Here is a 19,961-nt window from a genome sequence, read left to right as displayed (position 1 = left end):
ATGATTACTTCCGTTCTGGTGGCCAACCGCGGCGAGATCGCCTGCCGGGTCTTCCGGACCTGCCGCGAGGCGGGCATCCGCACCGTCGCCGTGCACTCGGACGCCGACGCCGGCGCCCTCCACACACGGGTGGCCGACACGGCCGTGCGGCTGCCCGGCGCCACGCCCGCGGACACCTATCTGCGCGCCGACCTCGTGGTGAAGGCCGCCGTCGCGGCGGGCGCGGACGCCGTGCACCCCGGCTACGGCTTCCTCTCCGAGAACGCCGGCTTCGCGCGGGCCGTCCTGGACGCCGGCCTGGTCTGGATCGGACCGTCGCCCGAGGCGATCGAGGCGATGGCCTCCAAGACCCGCGCCAAGCGGCTCATGGGCCTCGCGCCCCTGTCCCCGGACGAGGTGACGGAGGCCGACCTGCCGGTGCTGGTGAAGGCGGCCGCGGGCGGCGGGGGGCGCGGGATGCGCGTCGTGCGCCGGCTGGAGGAGCTGGGGGCGGCGCTGGAGGGCGCGCGCGCCGAGGCCGCGAGCGCCTTCGGCGACGGCGAGGTGTTCGTCGAGCCGTACGTCGAGAACGGCCGCCACGTCGAGGTGCAGATCCTCGCCGACGCACACGGCACGGTGTGGGCGCTGGGCACCCGGGACTGCTCGCTGCAGCGACGCCACCAGAAGGTCGTCGAGGAGGCGCCCGCGCCCGGACTCACGGACGAGATCGCCGAGCGGCTGCGCACGCTGGCCGTGCGCGCCGCCCGCGCCGTGGACTACGTGGGCGCGGGCACCGTCGAGTTCCTCGTCGCCGACGGCCGGGCGCACTTCCTGGAGATGAACACCCGCCTCCAGGTCGAACACCCCGTCACCGAGGCGGTCTTCGGCCTCGACCTGGTGGCCGAGCAGCTCAGGATCGCGGAGGGCGCGGCCCTGCCCGCCGGGCCGCCGCCCGCGCGCGGGCACGCGATCGAGGCCCGCCTCTACGCCGAGGACCCCGCGGCCGACTGGACCCCGCAGACCGGCGTCCTGCACCGCCTGGCCGTCCCGGACGGCGTCCGCCTGGACACCGGCTACGCCGACGGCGACGAGATCGGCGTCCACTACGACCCCATGCTCGCCAAGGCGGTCGCCCACGCCCCCACGCGCGCGGAGGCGATTCGCCGACTGGCGGGCGCGCTGGAACGGGCGGCTGTCCACGGCCCCGTCACCAACCGCGACCTCCTCGTCCGCTCCCTGCGCCACGAGGAGTTCACCTCGGCGCGCATGGACACCGGCTTCTACGACCGTCACCTCGCCGAGCTGACCGAGGCCGCCCCCGACCCGTACGCCCCGCTCGCGGCCGCCCTCGCCGAGGCGGCGGGCGCCGGCTCGCGCCGGGGCGTCGGCGGCTGGCGCAACCTGCCGTCCCAGCCGCAGACGAAGCGGTACGCGGTCGCGGGCGAGGAGAGGGAGGTCCGCTACCGCCACACCCGCACGGGCCTCACGGCCGAGGGCGTCCAGGTGGTGTCGGCCGACGCCGGGCTGGTCGTCCTGGAGATCGACGGCGTACGGCGCCGCTTCGACGTCGCCCGCTACGGCGACCGCGTCCACGTCAACGCCGACGTCCTGACCGTCCTTCCCCGCTTCCCCGACCCGCAGGCCCAGCACGCGCCGGGCTCCCTCCTGGCCCCGATGCCGGGCACGGTCGTCAGGCTCGCGGACGGTCTCGTCACCGGATCGGGTGTCCGGGCCGGTGAACCGCTCCTGTGGCTCGAAGCGATGAAGATGCAGCACGTCATCGCCGCGCCGGCGCAGGGCACGGTGACGGCGCTGCATGTGACCCGAGGGCAGCAAGTGGAGGTCGGCACGCTCCTGGCAGTGGTGGAGAGCGGCTGACGACAAGGGGCGCGGGGCCGCATCGACATGCGGCCCGGCCGTGTGAACGGGACCAGCCAGGACCAGCCAGGACGAGCCGCCAGACGAAGGAGCCACCGTGACCACCCTCATCGAGTCCGACGAGCACAGGGCACTGCGAGCGGCGGTGTCGGCCTTCGCGAGGAGCCGCGCCCACGACGGCGACCACGGCGCCCTGTGGCAGGAGGCCGCCAAGCTCGGCTACATCGGCGTCAACCTGCCCCAGGAGTACGGCGGCGGGGGCGGCGGCATCACCGAACTCTCCCTCATCCTCGAAGAGCTGGGCGCGGCCGGAAACCCCCTCCTGATGATGATCGTCTCCCCGGCGATCTGCGGCACGGTCATCGCCCGCTTCGGCACGGACGCCCAGAAACGGGAGTGGCTGCCCGCGCTGGCCGACGGCAGCCGCCTCATGGCGTTCGGCATCACCGAGCCCGACGCCGGCTCCAACAGCCACCGCATCGCCACCACCGCCCGCCGCGACGGCGCGAGCGGCGACTGGCTGCTGACCGGCCGCAAGGTGTTCGTCTCCGGCGTCGACATCGCCGACGCCACCCTCGTCGTCGGCCGCACCGAGGACGCCCGCACCGGCCGCCTCAAGCCCTGCCTGTTCATCGTCCCGCGCGACGCCCCCGGCTTCACCCGCCGCGCCATCGACATGGAACTCGACAGCGTGGAGCGGCAGTTCGAGCTGGCCCTGGACGACGTCCGGCTCCCCGCCGAGGCGCTCGTGGGCGACGAGGACGCGGGCCTGCTGCAACTGTTCGCCGGCCTCAACCCCGAGCGCGTCATGACGGCCGCCTTCGCGATCGGCATGGGCCGGCACGCCCTCGCGCGAGCCGTCGCGTACGCGCGCGAACGCATCGTCTGGAACACCCCGATCGGCGCCCACCAGGCCATCGCCCACCCCCTCGCGCAGGCCCACATCGAACTCGAACTGGCCCGGCTGATGATGCAGAAGGCGGCCCGCCTCTACGACGCGGGCGACGACGCCGGCGCGGGCGAAGCCGCCAACATGGCCAAGTACGCGGCCGGAGAGGCCTGCGTGAAGGCGGTCGACCAGGCCGTGCACACCCTCGGCGGCAACGGCCTCACCCGCGAGTTCGGGCTCGCCCGGCTGATCACGGCCTCCCGCGTGGCTCGCATCGCCCCGGTGAGCCGCGAGATGATTCTCAACTACGTCTCCCACCAGACCCTGGGCCTGCCCAAGTCGTACTAGGCAGCACACCGCCGTGCCAGGAGGAACCGTGTTCCGCAGCCCGTACGCAGACGTCCCGCCCGTCGACCTGCCCATCCACGACGCCGTGCTGGGCCGCGCCGCGGAGTTCGGCGAGCTTCCCGCACTCGTCGACGGCACGGACGGCACCGCCCTCACCTACGACCAGGTGGACCGCTTCCACCGCAGGATCGCCGCCGCGCTCGCCGAGGCGGGGGTCCGCAAGGGCGACGTGCTGGCCCTGCACAGCCCCAACACCGTCGCGTTCCCTCTCGCCTTCTACGCGGCCACGCGCGCGGGCGCCACCGTCACCACCGTGCACCCGCTCGCCACCGCCGAGGAGTTCGCCAAGCAGCTCGGCGACAGCGCCGCCCGCTGGATCGTCACCGTCTCCCCGCTGCTGGACACCGCCCGCCGCGCCGCCGAACTCGCGGGCGGCGTCGAGGAGATCCTCGTCTGCGACAGCGCGCCCGGACACCGCTCGCTGATCGACATGCTCGCCTCCGACGCCCCCGAACCCCGGGTCGGCATCGACCCGGCCGAGGACGTGGCGGTCCTGCCCTACTCCTCCGGCACCACCGGCGTCCCCAAGGGCGTCATGCTCACCCACCGCCAGATCGCCACCAACCTCGACCAGCTCCGGTCGGCGATCTCCGCCGGCCCCGGCGACCGCATCCTCGCCGTGCTGCCCTTCTCCCACATCTACGGCCTGACCGCCCTGATGAACGCTCCGCTGCGACAGGGCGCCACCGTCGTCGTACTGCCCCGCTTCGACCTGGAGACGTTCCTCGCGGCCGTCCAGGACCACCGCATCACCGCCCTGTACGTGGCCCCGCCGATCGTCCTCGCCCTCGCCAAGCACCCGTCCGTCGCCCGGTACGACCTGTCGTCCCTGCGCCACGTCGTCAGCGCGGCCGCACCGCTCGACGCCGACCTCGCCGAGGCCTGCGCGAAACGCCTGAACCTGCCGCCCGTCGGCCAGGCCTACGGCATGACGGAACTGTCCCCGGGCACGCACGTCGTCCCTCTGGACGCCATGCGCGAGGCCCCCGCCGGCACCGTCGGCAGACTCATCGCCGGCACCGAGATGCGGATCGTCGCCCTCGACGACCCCGGCCGCGACCTCGACGCCGGCGAGGCGGGCGAGGTCCTGATCCGCGGCCCCCAGGTCATGAAGGGCTACCTCGGCCGCCCCGACGCCACCGCCGACATGATCGACGCCGACGGCTGGCTGCACACCGGCGACGTCGGACGGGTCGACGCCGACGGCTGGCTGTTCGTCGTCGAGCGCGTCAAGGAGCTCATCAAGTACAAGGGCTTCCAGGTCGCCCCGGCCGAACTGGAGGCACTGCTGCTCACCCACCCCGGCATAGCGGACGCGGCCGTCGTCGGCGTCTGCAACGACGACGGCAACGAGGTCCCCCACGCCTACGTGGTCCGCCAGCCGACCGCGCCCGGCCTGTCCGAAGGAGAGGTCGCCATGTTCGTCGCCGAACGCGTCGCCCCCTACAAACGCGTCCGCGACGTCACCTTCGTCGACGCGGTGCCGCGCGCCGCGTCCGGCAAGATCCTGCGCCGCCTGCTGCGGGAGCGCCCATGACACCGGCGCAGGCCTCCCCGGTCGGACACTCCCGCGAGCGCGGCGTCCACACGCTCAGCCTCGACTCGCCCGCCACCCGCAACGCCCTGTCCTCGGCGCTCGTCACGCGGCTCGCCGCATCGCTCGCCGAGTGCGCCGAGGACACCGACGTGCGCGCCGTCGTCCTCACCCACACCGGCGGCGCCTTCTGCGCGGGCGCCGACCTGCGCGACCCGCCCGACCCCGACGCCTTCGTGGCGCTGCTGCGGCAGATCGTCGAGCTGCCCAGACCGGTCGTGGCCCGCGTCACCGGCCACGTCCGCGCCGGCGGCCTCGGACTGCTGGCCGCCTGCGACGTCACGGCCGCCGCCACCGGGTCGACCTTCGCCTTCACCGAGGTGCGCATCGGGGTGGCGCCGGCCGTGATCTCGCTGCCGCTCCTCCCGCGCACCGACCCGCGCGCCCTCGCCCGCTACTGCCTCACCGGCGAGCGCTTCGACGCCGCCGAGGCCGCCCGGATCGGCCTGCTCACCGACCACGGCGACGACGTCGACGCCGTCCTCGCACCCGTCCTCGACGGTCTGCGCAGAGCGGCGCCCCAGGGGCTGGCGGAGACGAAACGGCTGCTCACGGCTAGGGTGCTGGAGACATTCGACCGGGACGCCGCAGACCTCACCGCGCTCTCGGCCCGGCTGTTCTCCACCGGGCAGGCCCGCGAGGGGATGACGGCCTTCCTCGAACGACGGGATCCCGCATGGGTGCTGTGAGCGCAGCCGACCGCGACCGCCTCCCCAAGCAGGACCGCAGCCGCGCCACCCGGCAGCGGCTCCTGGAAGCCGCCGTGGCCGCTCTCGCCGAACAGGGCTGGGCGGGCTCCACGGTCACGGTCGTCGCCGAACGCGCGGGCGTCTCCCGCGGTGCCGCCCAGCACCACTTCCCCACCCGCGAGGACCTGTTCACCGCGGCCGTCGAGTACGTCGCCGAGGAACGCTCCCGCGCGCTGCGCGCCCTGTTCCCGCAGGGCGCGGCCGGCGGCGCGGCGGCCGACCGGACGGCCGTCGTCGCCGCCCTCGTGGACCTCTACACCGGGCCCCTGTTCCGCGCCGCCCTGCACCTGTGGGTCGCCGCCTCCAACGAGGAACAGCTGCGCCCCCGGGTGACGGAGCTGGAAGCCCGCGTCGGCCGCGAGACCCACCGGATCGCCGTGGAGCTGCTGGGCGCCGACGAGTCCGTGCCCGGCGTCCGAGAGAGCGTCCAGGGCCTGCTCGACATGGCCCGCGGCCTCGGCCTGGCCAACCTCCTCACCGACGACGGAGCCCGCCGCGAACGCGTGGTGGCGCAGTGGGCCGGCCTCCTGGACGAGAAACTGCGCTGAGGACGGAACGGACGGCCGCTCAGGGACTGAGCCGCTCCACCCGCCAGCTCCCGTCCGGCTCCGCCACGTACCGCAGCCGGTCGTGCAGCCGGTTCAGACGGCCCTGCCAGAACTCCACCGACTGCGGCGCCACCCGGAAACCGCCCCAGTGCGGCGGCACCGGCACCTGCTCGCCCTCGGGATAGCGGGCCGCCAGCTCGGCGTACGAGGCCTCGAGGTCCGCCCGCGTGGCGATCACCGAGGACTGGGCGCTGGCCCACGCCCCGAGCTGCGAACCGTGCGGCCGGGTGCGGAAGTAGGCGGCCGTCTCGTCCCGTCCGGTACGCCGGGCCACACCCCGCACGACGACCTGCCGGGCCATCGGATGCCACGGGAAGAGCAGCGAGACGTACGGGTTCTCGGCGAGGTCGCGGGCCTTGCGGGAGTCGTAGTTGGTGTAGAAGACGAAGCCCTGCTCGTCGAAGTGCTTCAGCAGCACCGTGCGCGAGCTCGGCCGCCCCTCGGCGTCCGCGGTGGCGACGACCACGGCGTTCGGCTCGAAGAGATGCGCCTCGACGGCCGCGTCCTTGAACCAGCGGGCGAACTGTTCCACGGGCGTGGCGGCCAGACCGGCCTCGGACAGCCCCTCGGCCCGGTACTGCTTGCGCATGGCGGCAGGGTCGGGGAAGGAGCCGGGGGAGACGGCGTCGCCTTGGGTCACCCGGCCATCTTGCCGCATGGTCCTCCCTCGCGGATCGCCCGCCGACGACAGCACCCTGGTGGCACTGAGTGCCGCGACCACTCCCCAAAGGTGGCACTCGGGGATATGGTGCAGATGCCGAACCAGTTGGATGGTGGGTGGCCGCCCGTCCCACGGGGCACCAGTGGGATGACCGCCCAGGACCGCGAGTCCTACCGAGGACCGCGGAACCGCCGGCGGCCGCCGTCCCGCACCCGCTGTCGTCCGCCCGTCCCGTCGTACACATCACGAGGAGCCGCCCGATGTCCGACTTCGTACCCGGACTCGAAGGAGTCGTCGCGTTCGAGACGGAGATCGCCGAACCCGACAAGGAAGGCGGCGCCCTGCGGTACCGGGGCGTCGACATCGAGGACCTGGTCGGCCACGTCTCCTTCGGCAACGTCTGGGGCCTGCTCGTCGACGGCGCCTTCAACCCCGGCCTGCCGCCCGCCGAGCCGTTCCCGATCCCCGTCCACTCCGGCGACATCCGCGTCGACGTCCAGTCCGCGCTCGCCATGCTCGCGCCCGTCTGGGGCCTCAAGCCCCTCCTCGACATCGATGCCGAGCAGGCCCGCGCCGACCTCGCCCGCGCCGCCGTCATGGCCCTCTCCTACGTCGCCCAGTCCGCGCGCGGCCAGGGCACCCCGATGGTCCCCCAGCGGGAGATCGACAAGGCCACCTCCGTCGTCGAACGGTTCATGATCCGCTGGCGCGGCGAGCCCGACCCCAAGCACGTCAAGGCGGTCGACGCCTACTGGACGTCCGCGGCCGAGCACGGCATGAACGCCTCCACGTTCACCGCAAGGGTCATCGCCTCCACCGGCGCCGACGTCGCCGCCGCCCTCTCCGGCGCCGTGGGCGCCATGTCGGGCCCCCTGCACGGCGGCGCCCCGTCCCGGGTCCTCGGCATGATCGAGGAGATCGAGCGCACCGGCGACGCGGACGCCTACGTCAGGCAGGCCCTCGACAAGGGCGAGCGCCTCATGGGCTTCGGCCACCGCGTCTACCGCGCCGAAGACCCCCGCGCGCGCGTGCTGCGCCGCACCGCCCGCGAACTGGGCGCGCCCCGCTTCGAGGTCGCCGAGGCCCTGGAGAAGGCGGCCCTCGCCGAACTCCACGCCCGCCGGCCGGACCGGGTCCTCGCGACGAACGTCGAGTTCTGGGCGGCCATCGTCCTGGACTTCGCCGAGGTGCCCGCCCATATGTTCACCTCGATGTTCACCTGTGCCCGCACGGCCGGCTGGTCGGCGCACATCCTGGAGCAGAAGCGCACCGGCCGCCTGGTCCGCCCGTCGGCCCGCTACACCGGCCCCGGCTCCCGCGACCCGCGCGACATCGAGGGCTACGACGACATCGCCGACTGATCCGGACGGGCCGTCACGCGGGGCTGAGCAGCTCCGCGTGATGCCGCTCGGCCACCAGCGGATGGGCGCGCAGCTTGCCCTTCAGCTCGTTGAAGCCGTACTCGGCGAACAGCGGGTTGGCCGGGTCGTCGGTCACGCCGGGCGCGGCCGAGGCATGCGGGAAGGGCAGCGGCTCCACGCGCGCGTCCAGCCGGGGGTTGTAGAAGAACGGCACGGAGAACCGCTCGACGGCGCTCGGCGGTGACACCACCCGGTGGTTGGTGGCGACCAGGTACCCGTTGGTCGCCACCTCCAGCAGCTCGCCGAGGTTGACCACGAACGCGCCCGGCAGCGGCGGGACGTCGTGGAACGCGCCGTCCTCCCGCTGCACCTGGAGGCCGCCCACCTCGTCCTGGAGCAGCAGCGTCAGGAACCCGTAGTCCTTGTGGGCCCCCACCCCCTGCCCGGCGCCGTCCCCCGCGCTGCCCGGATACCGCACCAGCTTCAGATGCGGATGCGCCCGCTCCCCGAACACCGGGTCGTAGAAGCCGGCCGGGGCCCCGATCGCCGCGAGCAGTTCGTGCAGCAGTTTCTCGGCGACGGCGCTCAGCCGCTCGATCCACGCGAGCGCGGCCGCGCGCAGCTCGGGCAGCTCGGCGGGCCACTGGTTGGGGCCCTGCAGCCACCAGTAGGCGGGCTCGCCCGGTCCCGGCCTCCGCGCGGGCCGCTCGGCTCCTATGTCGAGCTGGTCGCGCCAGTCCCGCCGGCCGCCGGTGCGCTCGTCGCCGGTCCGGGTGTACCCCCGGAAGTGGGGCGAGTTCACGTTGTCGAGGGCGAGCCTGCGGTCCTCGGGCAGCGCGAAGAAGGCGCGCATGGCGGACAGCAGCGCCTCCGTCTCCCGCTCGCCGACCCCGTGCCCGACCAGCTGGAAGAACCCCACGTCGTGGGCGGCGCTGTGCAGCTGGGCGTGGAGCAGCCCCCGTGCCTGGGGGCCGCGGTCGGCGGCGGCGAGATCGATGATCGGCAGCTGCCGGTAGGACGGGTTCGTCGCGAGGGGTGTCACGTTCGTCATGGTGCGTCCGTGGGTGTGCGGGGGCCCGCCGCCGGCGTCGGGTGGGACGGCGCACGGGTGCCAGGTGAGCGGAGGAAGGAAGAGCGCGTGAACGCGGGCGGCGGTGAACCGCGAGGGGCCGGAGGCTCAGACGGAGCGTCGACAGCCCATGCTCGTGACGCGGACGTAGTCCACGTGGCGGCGTCGAACGAGCGAAAGCATGCGCCCAGAGTACTGCCTGGCGAAAGATCCGTACGTGGCGCGGATCACGCCCCCGCGAAACCATGGATCACGCCCCGCGAAACCTGCGGAAGCACCACCGCACCGAAGAAGCGGGCGGTTCTCGGCGGCCCGGCACGGGAAACGCAGACGACCCGCGAGTCTGGTCCTCCCTGAGGAGGGCCGGCCGGACTTACCGGCGACTCGCGGGTCGGGTGACTGCTGGGTATGGGCCGGCTGCACGCGTGTCTCGCGCACGGGTCCGGCACCGCACAGAGTGTGGTGACGGGCCGCTAGCCCGCAGCCACCTCACGAGTCCGGGAATCACACATCTACCGGATCACCTCCTTTCGCGTGTACTGGAAACCCTAAGAAGCGTTCCCTCGCGAATCAACTGTTTTTTCCTACGTGCCGACCGCGACCGCCGTGGCCGATCGACGCGGGCGGGTTGACGCACGCATACCGGCGAGGTTCGCTGGAGGGGTGAATGATCTTCGTTCTCGCCCGCGGCCGTCGTCGCGGACGGGCTCGGCGCCCCGGCGGTGCGCGGTGGCGGGACGGCCGCACGGGCCGGTCCGCGACTCCTGGCCCGCCGGAGTGGAGGCGCGGTACAACGATTCCCCTGCAATCTTGCGGGAACCAGTGTGGGCTGCGTCACGTTCGAGTTGAATGAGGGCAAGTGAGCGAACCTGCAGGGGGTCCAGGTGAGTGCTTCCCGGCGTAGTGGGACCACCGACGAACTCGGGCCGGACGAGCCCGGGCGGCCCGGGCGGGGCGACGACGGCCCGACGCCTGCGGACGGCGAGCAGCCCGTGGTCGGCCCGGACGGCGCCGACCTGCTCGCCGCGCTGCTCGACGGCATGGACGCGGCGCTGTGCGCCTTCGACGGCGACGGAGTCGTGACCCACTGGAACCGCGAGGCCGAGCGCATCCTCGGATGGAGCGCCGAGGAGGCCGTCGGCCGCAAGGGCTTCGCCGGCTGGGCCGTGCGCGAGGCCGACGCGGAGGACATCGAGGGGCGGCTGATGGCGGCCATGCACGCCCCGGGCCGCCAGGTGCACGAGTTCGCGCTGCTGACCAAGGACGGCGGCCGGGTCCTCGTGCGCACCCAGTCGGCCGCCGTGCCGGGCCCGGACGGCAAGCCCGCCGGGCTGTACTGCGCCTTCAGCGAGGTGCACGCCCAGATCGACCTGGAGCGTTCCATCGCGCTCAGTGAGGCCCTCTTCGAGGACGCCTCCTGGGGAGTCGTCCTGGTCGACGCCGATCTGCGTCCCGCCGTCGTCAACGTGCACGCCGCCCGCGCGCTGGGCACCGGCCGCACGGCCGCTCTCGGCCGCCCGCTGGGCGAGCTGCTGACCCGGGGCGCGGAGGAGCTGGAGAACGCGCTGACGCACGTCCTCGCCGAGGGCGCCCCGCCGGCCCCGGCCGAGCTGTGGGTGGGGGTGCGCACCCCCGACGGCGAGAAGCGGCGCTGCTGGCGCAGCGGCTTTCTGCGGCTGGCCTCGCCGCTCGCGGAGGAGCCGGTGCCGTTGGGGGTCGGCTGGATCTTCCAGGACGTCACGGAGGCAAAGCAGGGTGAGCAGGAGGCCTCGCTGCTGCGGTTCCGCGCCAACCAGCTGCACCGGGCGGCCCGGGCGGCCGCCGAGTGCGAGGATCCCGCGGAGTCGGCCACGGTCCATCTCGACTTCGCGCTCGCCGGTTTCGCCGACCACGCCCTGGTCGACCGGGTGATGGGCGACGTGGAGGGTGCGGGGCCGCTGCGGCTGGTACGGGTCGCGTCGACCCCGGCGGGCGGGCCCGGCCCGAGCACGCTCGCCGGGCACGCGGGACTGCCCGTGCGCTATGCGGAGGGGCACCCGGCGCTGCAGTGCGTCGCGCGGGCCGGTTCGGTGCGGGCGGGCTCCGGTTCGGTGCCGGCCGACGAGGCGCGGGAGTGGGCGCGGGCACGGCAGTGGCCCGAGGACACGGTGCACGCGCTGTGCGCGGTGCTGCGCAGCCGCGGTCGCACCCTGGGCGTGGTGACGTTCCTGCGCGGCGGCGGCCGTGCCGCCTTCGAGCGCTCCGACGCCGTCTACGCCGAGGACGTCGCCGTGCGCATCGCCACGGCGCTGGACCTTGCGGAGCTGACGGCGCCGGCCCCCGGCCGCGGCGACGGCTGACCCGCCCGGCCCTGCGCGGCCCGCGCGGGTGGGGGGCCGTTCAGCGCCGGTAGAAGATGCGGTCCCGGTACTCCTCCATGATCCGGCCGTTCCAGTCGTGGCCGCCGTCGACGTTGCCCGAGCGCAGCAGCGGGGGCTCGATGCCGCGTTCGGCGAGGGAGCCGGCCGCGGTGGCCATGACGGCCTGCAGGAGAGCCGAGGTCACGACGGTGGAGGCGGGGGCGAAGGGCGCGGGGACGGTGTCGAGGGAGAGCTCGGCGTCGCCGACCGCGATCTTCGAGTCGAGGACGACGTCGCAGTGGTCCTTCAGGAAGGTCCCGGTGACGTGCCGGGACGTGGTCTGCGTCGCGTACGCCACCGAGGTCACGCCGATGACCTTCACGCCGAGGGCGCGGGCGTTGAGGGCCATCTCCACGGGCAGGGCGTTGCGGCCGGAGAGCGAGACGACGACGAGGGCGTCGCCCGCGCGCAGCGGCGAGGTGTCGAGCACGGCGCTCGCCAGGCCGTCGACGCGTTCCAGGGCCGAGCCGAGGGTGGCGGGGACGACGTCGACGCCGACGACGCCGGGCACGGCGAGCAGGTTCATCAGGGCGAGGCCGCCCGCCCGGTAGACGACGTCCTGGGCGGCGAGCGAGGAGTGCCCGGCGCCGAAGGCGAAGAGGCGGCCGCCGGCGGCCACGGTGTCGGCGAGGAGTTCGCCGGCGGCGTCGACGGCCTCGGCCTCCTCGTCGCGGACCCGTTGCAGCAGGGCGACGGCGGCGTCGAAGAACTGGGCGGCGAGCTTGCGGTCGCTCATCCGAGGGGCCCCTTTGCCGTGTCGGTGAAGGTGTCGGTGAAGGCGTCGGTGAAGGTGGAGACGCGGGTGTCGGTGTCCGTGTCGCGGATCACCGTGCGGTCTGGACCAGTGCGCTGTCAATACGGCCGGCGCCGGTGGGGCGGCCGGGGCGCGGGACGCCCCGGGCGCGGTCGCCTGCGCCCGGACGCGACCTCCCCGTTCGGACGGCAAGGCACGCTTGTCGGTGGTATCCGGCAGAATTGAGTGCAGGGCCAGCGCACGCGCCGTAGAGCGGTCGAGCTTTTCGGCAGAGCTAATCGAGGGGCACGAATGTCCGGACTGATCGACACCACGGAGATGTATCTCCGCACCATCCTCGAGCTGGAAGAGGAAGGTGTGGTCCCCATGCGTGCCCGGATCGCCGAGCGGCTCGACCAGAGCGGCCCGACGGTCAGCCAGACCGTGGCGCGCATGGAGCGCGACGGCCTGGTCGCGGTGGCCAGCGACCGGCACCTGGAGCTCACCGACGAGGGCCGCCGGCTGGCCACGCGCGTGATGCGCAAGCACCGTCTCGCCGAGTGTCTGCTCGTCGACGTGATCGGGCTGGAGTGGGAGCAGGTCCACGCGGAGGCGTGCCGCTGGGAGCACGTGATGAGCGAGGCCGTGGAGCGGCGGGTGCTGGAGCTGCTGCGCCACCCCACGGAGTCGCCGTACGGCAATCCGATCCCGGGCCTGGAGGAGCTGGGCGAGAAGGACGGCGCGGACCCGTTCCTGGACGAGGGCATGGTCTCGCTGGCCGATCTCGACCCGGGCCTGGAGGGCAAGACGGTCGTCGTGCGCCGGATCGGCGAGCCGATCCAGACGGACGCGCAGCTGATGTACACGCTGCGCCGCGCGGGAGTGCAGCCGGGCTCGGTCGTGAGCGTGACGGAGTCGCCGGGCGGTGTGCTGGTGGGAAGCGGCGGTGAGGCCGCGGAGCTGGTGTCGGACGTCGCGTCGCACGTGTTCGTCGCGAAGAAATAGGGTCCGTCCGCCCGGCGGTCGCCGGCGCCGTGACGCTGAGGGCTGTCGAACTCCTGGGGCCGGTGGGGAAGTTGTGGCGCTTCGTCGATCTCGTCGAATCGGAGATTCCCTGTGTCGAATCGCAGCGCGCCGGCGCTTGTCGTGCCAGGCTGTCGCGTGAGGCATATGACCTGAGGGGGCGGGATGATGTGCCGCGGAGCAAGGGAGAGCCCCGGCGCCGTGCGGCGCCGGGGCCTGTCCTCCCCTGTGCTGACCCGGAGCCCCGAGCTCTCAGGGTCATTCCCCTCGGACCGTTTTCCCCGAGCGGTCCGCCTCCCGCTGAAGATCTCCCCTCGGCAGCGGGGATCATTCCCTGAGGGTGGTCACTCGAACGAGGGGTGTTGTGCGCGGAGAGTGCAATTCTCGAAAGGGCATTCGATAGCCTGCATGTGATCGAAGCGGTACGGAGCATCGGCAGCGCAGCGGTACGACGGCTAGGGGGGTGCCAGGACCTATGGCGCGACGCATCGACGTGACCGGGGCGGGCGGCGTACGTCTGGCGGCCTGGGAGTTCGGGGACCCGCCCAAGGGGATCCCGGCGCAGTCCTCCGGCGGGCGGCAGCGCCCCGCGGAGCCCGAGCGGACCTCCGGGGTCCTGTTACTGCACGGCCTGATGGGCCGTGCCTCGCACTGGGCGTCCACCGCCCGCTGGCTCTCCGAGCGGCACCGTGCGGTCGCCCTCGACCAGCGCGGCCACGGGCAGAGCGAGAAGCCGCCGCGGGCCGCGTTCACCCGCGAGGCCTATGTCGAGGACGCGGAGGCGGCCCTCGAACAGCTCGGGCTCGCCCCGGCCGTCCTCATCGGGCACGCCATGGGCGCGCTCACCGCGTGGCAGCTCGCGGCGAAACGCCCCGACCTGGTGCGCGGTCTGGTGGTCTGCGACATGCGGGCCTCGGCGCTCGGAGCGGCCTCGCAACGCGAGTGGGCCGACTGGTTCACGTCCTGGCCGTTGCCCTTCGCCACTCTCGCCGACGTCCGCAAGTGGTTCGGCGAGGACGACCCCTGGGTGGAGCGGCCGAACCCCTCCCGGGGCGAGTTCTACGCCGAGGTGATGCACGAGTCGCCGGACGGCTGGCGTCCCGTCTTCGATCCCGAGCAGATGCTCAAGTCCCGCGAGACCTGGGTCTACGACGCGCACTGGGAGGAACTCACCCAGGTCCGGTGCCCGGCCCTGGTCGTGCGCGGTCTGGACGGCGAACTGGGCCGCGCGGAGGCCCAGGAGATGGTCCGCGTCCTGCCGCGCGGCGAGTACGCCGAGGTCGCCGACGCCGGGCACCTCGTCCACTACGACCAGCCGGAGGGCTGGCGTACGGCGATCGAGGCCTTCCTGGACACGGTGCTCAGCGCCGACGCTCCCGACGCCTCCTGAGCCCGAGCGCGGCGGCCGCGGGGACCGTCAGCCCTTGCTCACGGCCGTCAGGATCTCCGGCAGCCGCGCCGCCGTGCGCGGCGCGGCCAGCCGCAGCCCCAGCAGCGTGACGCCGGCGCCGTAGACCGCGCCCGCGGGCAGCGAGCGCGGCGGCCGCGGGGACCGTCAGCCCTTGCTCACGGCCGTCAGGATCTCCGGCAGCCGCGCCGCCGTGCGCGGCGCGGCCAGCCGCAGCCCCAGCAGCGTGACGCCGGCGCCGTAGACCGCGCCCGCGGGCAGCAGCAGCCAGGTCCACGCGTCCCCGCCCTCGCTGACGTTGAGCCAGACCGTCACCGCGATCACGGGCGCGCACAGCAGCGCCGCCGAGACCATTCCGCCGAAGACCGCGATCCAGGCGAGGCCGGCCTGCCCCGGGGCGACGTTCTTGTAGCCCTCCTGCGGGATCGAGTAGGGAAAGCGCGCCGAGGTCCACGCCCCCGTCGCGAGCATCGCGCCGAGCAGCGCGAGGGACAGCCCCAGCACCTCGGGCAGCTTCGCCCAGTCGCCGAGCAACGCGGTCGTCAGCACGGTCACCGACGTCGCGTACGGCAAGGTGATCAGCAGCAGGGCCAGCGCCCGGGCGCGCAGCTCGTCGTACGCGTCCCGCGTCGACGAGATCGTCATGGCGACCATCCAGAACGCGGAGGTGTCCTGCCCGAACTGGTTGTACATCTGGATGCCGAGCATCCCGGCGGCGAAGCAGGCGAAGTAGACCGAGCCGGTGCCCTGCAGCGCGTTGAACACGGGCACGATCAGGCCGATGGCCAACGACGTCACCCAGGCCGCCTTGGTCTTCGGATCACGCCAGACATAGCGCAGACTGCGTTCCATCACGGTGCCGGTGCGCCCGCCCGGCAGCAGTCGCGCCGCCGGTCCCGCCCGGCCCCGCCGCTTCTGCGCGGACGGCTCGGCGGCCTGCAGGGTCGAGCCGTCGGGCGAGGTCATCAGCCGCGTCATGCTGCGCGCCCAGGCCGTCACCAGCAGGGCCAGCGCCGCCGCGCTCACGGCGAGCTGAGCGGCCGCGACGCCGTAGTGCCCGTCACTCACCGAGTCCACCGCGCCGACCGCCGACGCGGGCGGCAGCCAGCGCAGCACGGCCGCCGTCGGATCGAGCTCGCCCAGACCGGACGTGCCGAGCCGCTGCACCCCGAAGTTGACGAGCTGCACCCCGACCGCGATGACCAGTCCGCTCAGCACCGCCAGATCGCGCCCCTTGCGGCTGGACAGCAGCCGGATGTTGGCGGCGGCCACGGCCCGCGCCAGCGCCACGCACACCAGCAGCGCGAGCGCCACGGCGAACACCCCCACCGTCCACGCCGCCGCTCCGTGCGCCACCGACACCACCGACCCGGCCAGCATCAGCAGCGTGAGCAGCGGCCCGATGCCCACCAGCGAGGCGACCAGCAGCGCCCGCACCAGCGGCAGGGGGCGCAGCGGCAGCATCACCAGCCGGGTCGGGTCGAGCGTCTCGTCGCCGCTGGGGAAGAACAGCGGCATCACCGCCCAGCCCAGGCCGAACACCGTGACCAGCAGCACCACCAGCGACACCGCGTGCGCGTGACCCCGCAGGGCGATCAGCCCGAGCAGCAGCAGCGCGGCGAACAGCAGGGTGAGGACGGCGGAGGCGACGTACGCGGCCCGCCGTCCGCTCGACTGCCGCAGCCCGTTGCGCAGCAGCGACAGCTTCAGCCGGACGACGGTGGCGACGAGGCCCGGCGCGGAGGCGGCCGCACCGGGGGCCGCACCGGGTGCCGGGGCGGGGGCCGGGGCGCCGGTGGCGGCGCTCAACGGCCCGCCCCGCCCAGCCAGTCGAGGTCGGAGCCGGTGTCCCGGCCCTGCGCCCCGACGAGTTCGAGGAACGCCCGCTGCAGCGAGGGCGCGGCTCCCCGCACCTCCTCCAGCGTGCCCTGCGCCCGGATGCGCCCCGCCGCCATCACCGCCACCCAGTCGCACAGCGACTCGACGAGCTCCATCACATGGGAGGAGAAGACGACCGTCGCCCCGGACGCCGTGTACCGCTCCAGCACGCCCCGGATGATCTGCGCGGACACCGGGTCCACGCCCTCGAACGGCTCGTCGAGGAAGAGCACTTCGGGGTTGTGCAGCAGCGCGGCCGCGAGCCCGATCTTCTTGCGCATGCCGGTGGAGTAGTCGACGACGAGTTTGTGCTGGGCGCCGGCCAGGTCGAGGACGTCGAGCAGCTGCGTGGCCCGCTTGTCGACCTCGGCGCCGGGCAGCCCCCGCAACCGCCCGCTGTAGGACAGCAGTTCACGCCCGGACAGCCGTTCGAAGAGGCGCAGTCCCTCAGGGAGGACCCCGATCCGGGCCTTCACCTCGACGGGATCGCGCCACACGTCGTGCCCGACCACCTCGACGGACCCCTGATCGGGCCGCAGCAACCCGGTCACCATCGACAGGGTGGTGGTCTTCCCGGCCCCGTTCGGCCCGACCAGCCCGATGAACTTCCCCGAGGGCAGGTCGAGATCGATCCCGGCGACGGCGACCTGCTGACCGAACCGTTTCCAGAGGTTGCGCACGCGTACGGACGTCATGCACGAACCCTACGCATGCGGTGAAGGGCGCGCCCTACCGATCCCGCCCGCACGCGTAGGCGAGCGGCGAGATCAACTCCTCGGCGTCCGGCAGCCACCGGTTCGCGGCGGTCGGCCGGCAGGCCCACTGCACGGCCCCCCGGGACCCGAACCGGGTGGGCGGCGCGGCGACGTACGTGCCCTCGCCGAGCGTCAGGAGATCGAGGGCGCCCAGCGACCAGCCCAGTTTGCGCACCAGGTCCGGCACCTTGGCCGACGCGCCCGGCAGCACGAAGAACTGCATCCGCCGGTCCGGCGTCAGGGTCACCGGTCCGAGCGTCAGCTCCATGCGCTCCATCCGGGCCAGGGCGAGAAACCCGGCCGTCTCCGGCACGGAGATCGCGTCGAACGTGCGCCCGGTCGGCAGCAGGATCGAGGCGGTCGGCTGCTTCTGCCACATCCGGCGCGCGACCGTCGCACTGCCGGTGGCCTGCGTCGCCCAGTCGGGCCGGGCGGGATGCGCGCCGGGGGCGGCACACGCGCCGTCGCCGCAGGAGCAGAGCTGCACCCCGTCGACGGTTTCCAGCCAGGTGCCGGGAAACACGTCCCAATGACGTTCCTCGGCGTAGCGAACAGCGGTCTCGAGCAGCGATTCCCCGCGCTGCTTCGGGATTTGAGTGGCTTCGGCGCCCGCGATGGTCTCTTCCACGATGAACACAACTCTAGCGGTCACCAGGGGTTACGCAGGCCCGAATGCGCGGGGGAGGAGCATCGATTCGGCGTTCGGGGCGCATGGGTGCATGGGTGGGGGCGCGCGGGAGGAACGGGCGCGGGAACGGGTAACCAGGTAGCGGGGGCGGCTTCCGTCGGTAACCCGGCAATTCTCCGCATTGCTCATCATTGCTCGTCAATGGCCGTCATTGCTCGGTATTACTCGGCAACCATCAGCAATCCTCACATGCCTCGCATTTTCGGTCGATCCGTGGGGCATTGATCTGCTCGGCCGGAACTTTTCGGTGGAAGACACGTCAACTCGGTGTGTGGGCGGGCACCCGCCGCCCCGGTCACCGCAGCCACAGGGGGTAGTGCCCATGGCCGCAAGGCCGCTAGTCGCGCGGCAGCCGAACGAACGGCTGCAGGCGCTCATCCAGGAGGCGGGGTGCTCGAACGCCGGGCTCGCCCGTCGCGTCAACATGTGCGGCGCCGAGCATGGTCTCGACCTGCGCTACGACAAGACGTCCGTGGCCCGCTGGCTGCGCGGACAGCAGCCGCGGGGACGTGCTCCGGCGATCATCGCGGAGGCGCTGGGCCGCAAGCTCGGCCGGACGGTCACGATCGACGAGATCGGCATGGCCAACGGCAAGAACCTCGCGTCGGGGGTGGGTCTGCAGTTCTCGCCGACGGTGCTGGGGGCCATCGAGCAGGTCTGCGAGCTGTGGCGCAGCGACGTGGGCCGGCGCGACTTCCTGTCCGGCTCGTCGGTGGCCGCCTCGGCGCTGGTCGAGCCGAGCCGCGACTGGCTGATCTCCTCGCCCGACGCCCAGGTGGCGCGGTCGGCGGGCCCCCGGGTGGGCCCGTCCGACGTGGCGGCCGTCAAGGCGATGACGCAGGCGCTGGTCGACCTGGACCACCAGTACGGCAGCGGGCATGTGCGCCCGGTCGTCGTGCACTACCTCAACAGCGTCGTCTCGGGTCTGCTCGCCGGCTCCTACCGGGAGTCGGTGGGCCGTGAACTCTTCGCGGCCGTGGCCCGTCTGACGGAGCTCGCCGGGTACATGGCCGTCGACACCGGTCAACCGGGCCTCGCCCAGCGCTACTACATCCAGGCGCTGCGGCTGGCCCAGGCGGCCGGCGACCGCGGGTACGGCGGATACGTGCTCGCCGCCTCCATGAGCCACCTCGCCGCCCAGCTCGGCAACCCGCGCGAGATCGCCCAGTTGGCGCGGGCGGCGCAGGAGGGAGCGCGCGGGCGGGTGACCCCGCGCGCGGAGGCGATGTTCCTCGCCGCGGAGGCGCGCGGGCACGCCCTGCTGGGCGACGTCCGGGGCGCGCAGGCGGCGTCCGGGCGGGCGGTGTCGGCGTTGGAGGCGGCCGACCCGGCGGCCGGGGACGACCCGTCGTGGATCGCGCACTTCGACGAGGCCTACCTGGCCGACGAGTTGGCGCACTGCCACCGCGACCTGGGGCAGGCCGAGGCGGCCGCGCGCTGCGCCGAGCAGTCGCTGGCCGGACATCCGCCGGGCCGTGCCCGGCGGCGCGCGATCGGGTACGTCCTGCTGGCCACCGCGCAGGTGCAGCAGCGCGAGATCGAGCAGGCCTGCAACACCGGCCTGAAAGCGGTCGAGTTGCTGGCGACGCTTCGCTCCAACCGGGGCGCGGAGTATCTGGAGGACCTTCAGCAGCGGCTGGAGCCGTTCCGGGAGGAGTCGGTGGTACGGGAGTTCGGGGCGCGGCTGGAGTTGCAGACCGCGGCGTGAACGGACGGGGCGCCGTTGCGTGAACGGGCGGGGAACGGCGTCCGTCCCGCACGGCGGCGACGGATACAGCGCACGGCGCTCCGGATCTGTTACTGACGTCACTGCCCGGCCCGGAAGCCGGAGGTCACGTCCTGAGCTGCGTGGCACGGGGTTCCGGGGACCCGGTAGCGTGA

At 73.4% G+C, this 19,961-nt stretch carries 16 protein-coding genes; 10 read left to right on the top strand and 6 right to left on the bottom strand.

Annotated elements, in window-relative coordinates; translation table 11 throughout:
- The 5 genes from Sri02f_RS07545 (at position 1) to Sri02f_RS07525 (ending at position 6,045) form a co-directional block, all read left to right on the top strand.
- Entirely contained in the window at positions 1 to 1,857 is a 1,857-nt protein-coding gene (locus Sri02f_RS07545) for an acetyl/propionyl/methylcrotonyl-CoA carboxylase subunit alpha (RefSeq protein ID WP_109000315.1), read from the top strand.
- Between the two features lie 97 nt (positions 1,858 to 1,954).
- Positions 1,955 to 3,094: an acyl-CoA dehydrogenase family protein gene (locus Sri02f_RS07540; RefSeq protein ID WP_109000314.1), complete on the top strand. Its 1,140-nt coding sequence runs from the start codon at positions 1,955 to 1,957 to the stop codon at positions 3,092 to 3,094.
- Positions 3,095 to 3,122: 28 nt separating this feature from the next.
- Entirely contained in the window at positions 3,123 to 4,691 is a 1,569-nt protein-coding gene (locus Sri02f_RS07535) for a 4-coumarate--CoA ligase family protein (protein WP_109000313.1), read from the top strand.
- Complete coding sequence (locus Sri02f_RS07530) at positions 4,688 to 5,437, top strand: enoyl-CoA hydratase family protein (protein WP_109000312.1); 750 nt, start codon at positions 4,688 to 4,690, stop codon at positions 5,435 to 5,437. The genes Sri02f_RS07535 and Sri02f_RS07530 overlap by 4 nt, the downstream gene beginning before the upstream one ends.
- Positions 5,425 to 6,045: a TetR/AcrR family transcriptional regulator gene (locus tag Sri02f_RS07525; RefSeq protein ID WP_109000311.1), complete on the top strand. Its 621-nt coding sequence runs from the start codon at positions 5,425 to 5,427 to the stop codon at positions 6,043 to 6,045. Before Sri02f_RS07530 ends, Sri02f_RS07525 begins: the two co-directional genes overlap by 13 nt.
- A gap of 19 nt (positions 6,046 to 6,064) precedes the next feature.
- Here Sri02f_RS07525 and pdxH read toward each other — a convergent pair whose 3' ends face one another.
- Complete coding sequence (gene pdxH, locus Sri02f_RS07520) at positions 6,065 to 6,763, bottom strand: pyridoxamine 5'-phosphate oxidase (protein ID WP_109000310.1); 699 nt, start codon at positions 6,761 to 6,763, stop codon at positions 6,065 to 6,067.
- Positions 6,764 to 7,026: 263 nt separating this feature from the next.
- Here pdxH and Sri02f_RS07515 point away from each other — a divergent pair, with 263 nt between their 5' ends.
- The gene (locus tag Sri02f_RS07515; RefSeq protein WP_069769492.1) at positions 7,027 to 8,127 is read left to right on the top strand and encodes a citrate synthase 2; all 1,101 of its coding nucleotides are present in this window, start codon (positions 7,027 to 7,029) and stop codon (positions 8,125 to 8,127) included.
- 13 nt (positions 8,128 to 8,140) lie between these two features.
- Here the strand turns inward: Sri02f_RS07515 and Sri02f_RS07510 are convergent, their stop codons facing one another.
- On the bottom strand, positions 8,141 to 9,178 hold the full coding sequence (locus tag Sri02f_RS07510; RefSeq protein ID WP_109000309.1) for an isopenicillin N synthase family dioxygenase: 1,038 nt from the start codon (positions 9,176 to 9,178) through the stop codon (positions 8,141 to 8,143).
- Between the two features lie 902 nt (positions 9,179 to 10,080).
- Here Sri02f_RS07510 and Sri02f_RS07505 point away from each other — a divergent pair.
- Positions 10,081 to 11,535: a PAS domain-containing protein gene (locus tag Sri02f_RS07505; RefSeq protein WP_109000308.1), complete on the top strand. Its 1,455-nt coding sequence runs from the start codon at positions 10,081 to 10,083 to the stop codon at positions 11,533 to 11,535.
- 40 nt (positions 11,536 to 11,575) lie between these two features.
- On the opposite strand, the gene Sri02f_RS07500 is transcribed toward Sri02f_RS07505, so the two are convergent.
- A complete protein-coding gene (locus Sri02f_RS07500) occupies positions 11,576 to 12,331 on the bottom strand; it encodes an SIS domain-containing protein (RefSeq protein ID WP_109000307.1) in 756 nt (251 codons plus the stop codon).
- Between the two features lie 309 nt (positions 12,332 to 12,640).
- On the opposite strand from Sri02f_RS07500, the gene Sri02f_RS07495 reads away from it, so the two are divergent.
- Both Sri02f_RS07495 and Sri02f_RS07490 read left to right on the top strand, forming a co-directional pair.
- On the top strand, positions 12,641 to 13,333 hold the full coding sequence (locus Sri02f_RS07495) for an iron-dependent transcriptional repressor DtxR (protein WP_109000306.1): 693 nt from the start codon (positions 12,641 to 12,643) through the stop codon (positions 13,331 to 13,333).
- A 493-nt stretch (positions 13,334 to 13,826) separates the two neighbouring features.
- On the top strand, positions 13,827 to 14,741 hold the full coding sequence (locus Sri02f_RS07490; RefSeq protein WP_109000305.1) for an alpha/beta fold hydrolase: 915 nt from the start codon (positions 13,827 to 13,829) through the stop codon (positions 14,739 to 14,741).
- Between the two features lie 165 nt (positions 14,742 to 14,906).
- Here the strand turns inward: Sri02f_RS07490 and Sri02f_RS07485 are convergent, their stop codons facing one another.
- From Sri02f_RS07485 to Sri02f_RS07475, 3 genes are read right to left on the bottom strand one after another with little or no spacing between them, the layout of a single operon-like run.
- On the bottom strand, positions 14,907 to 16,568 hold the full coding sequence (locus Sri02f_RS07485) for a transporter (protein WP_109000304.1): 1,662 nt from the start codon (positions 16,566 to 16,568) through the stop codon (positions 14,907 to 14,909).
- Positions 16,565 to 17,332: an ABC transporter ATP-binding protein gene (locus Sri02f_RS07480; protein ID WP_109000303.1), complete on the bottom strand. Its 768-nt coding sequence runs from the start codon at positions 17,330 to 17,332 to the stop codon at positions 16,565 to 16,567. The genes Sri02f_RS07485 and Sri02f_RS07480 overlap by 4 nt, the downstream gene beginning before the upstream one ends.
- Before the next feature lie 34 nt (positions 17,333 to 17,366).
- Positions 17,367 to 18,029 carry a bifunctional DNA primase/polymerase gene (locus tag Sri02f_RS07475; RefSeq protein WP_109000302.1) on the bottom strand — a complete coding sequence of 221 codons (663 nt, stop codon included), beginning with the start codon at positions 18,027 to 18,029 and terminating at the stop codon, positions 17,367 to 17,369.
- A 373-nt stretch (positions 18,030 to 18,402) separates the two neighbouring features.
- Between Sri02f_RS07475 and Sri02f_RS07470 the strand changes: the two genes are divergently transcribed.
- Positions 18,403 to 19,788, top strand: a complete 1,386-nt coding sequence (locus Sri02f_RS07470) for an NsdA family TPR-like regulatory protein (protein WP_109000301.1) — start codon at positions 18,403 to 18,405, stop codon at positions 19,786 to 19,788.
- Positions 19,789 to 19,961 lie beyond the last annotated feature (173 nt).

This window comes from Streptomyces rishiriensis (assembly GCF_003112535.1).
GTDB classification, from domain to species: domain Bacteria; phylum Actinomycetota; class Actinomycetes; order Streptomycetales; family Streptomycetaceae; genus Streptomyces; species Streptomyces rishiriensis.
The sequence above is the reverse complement of the archived record's forward strand: the minus strand, read 5'-3'. Positions and strand labels throughout refer to the sequence as shown.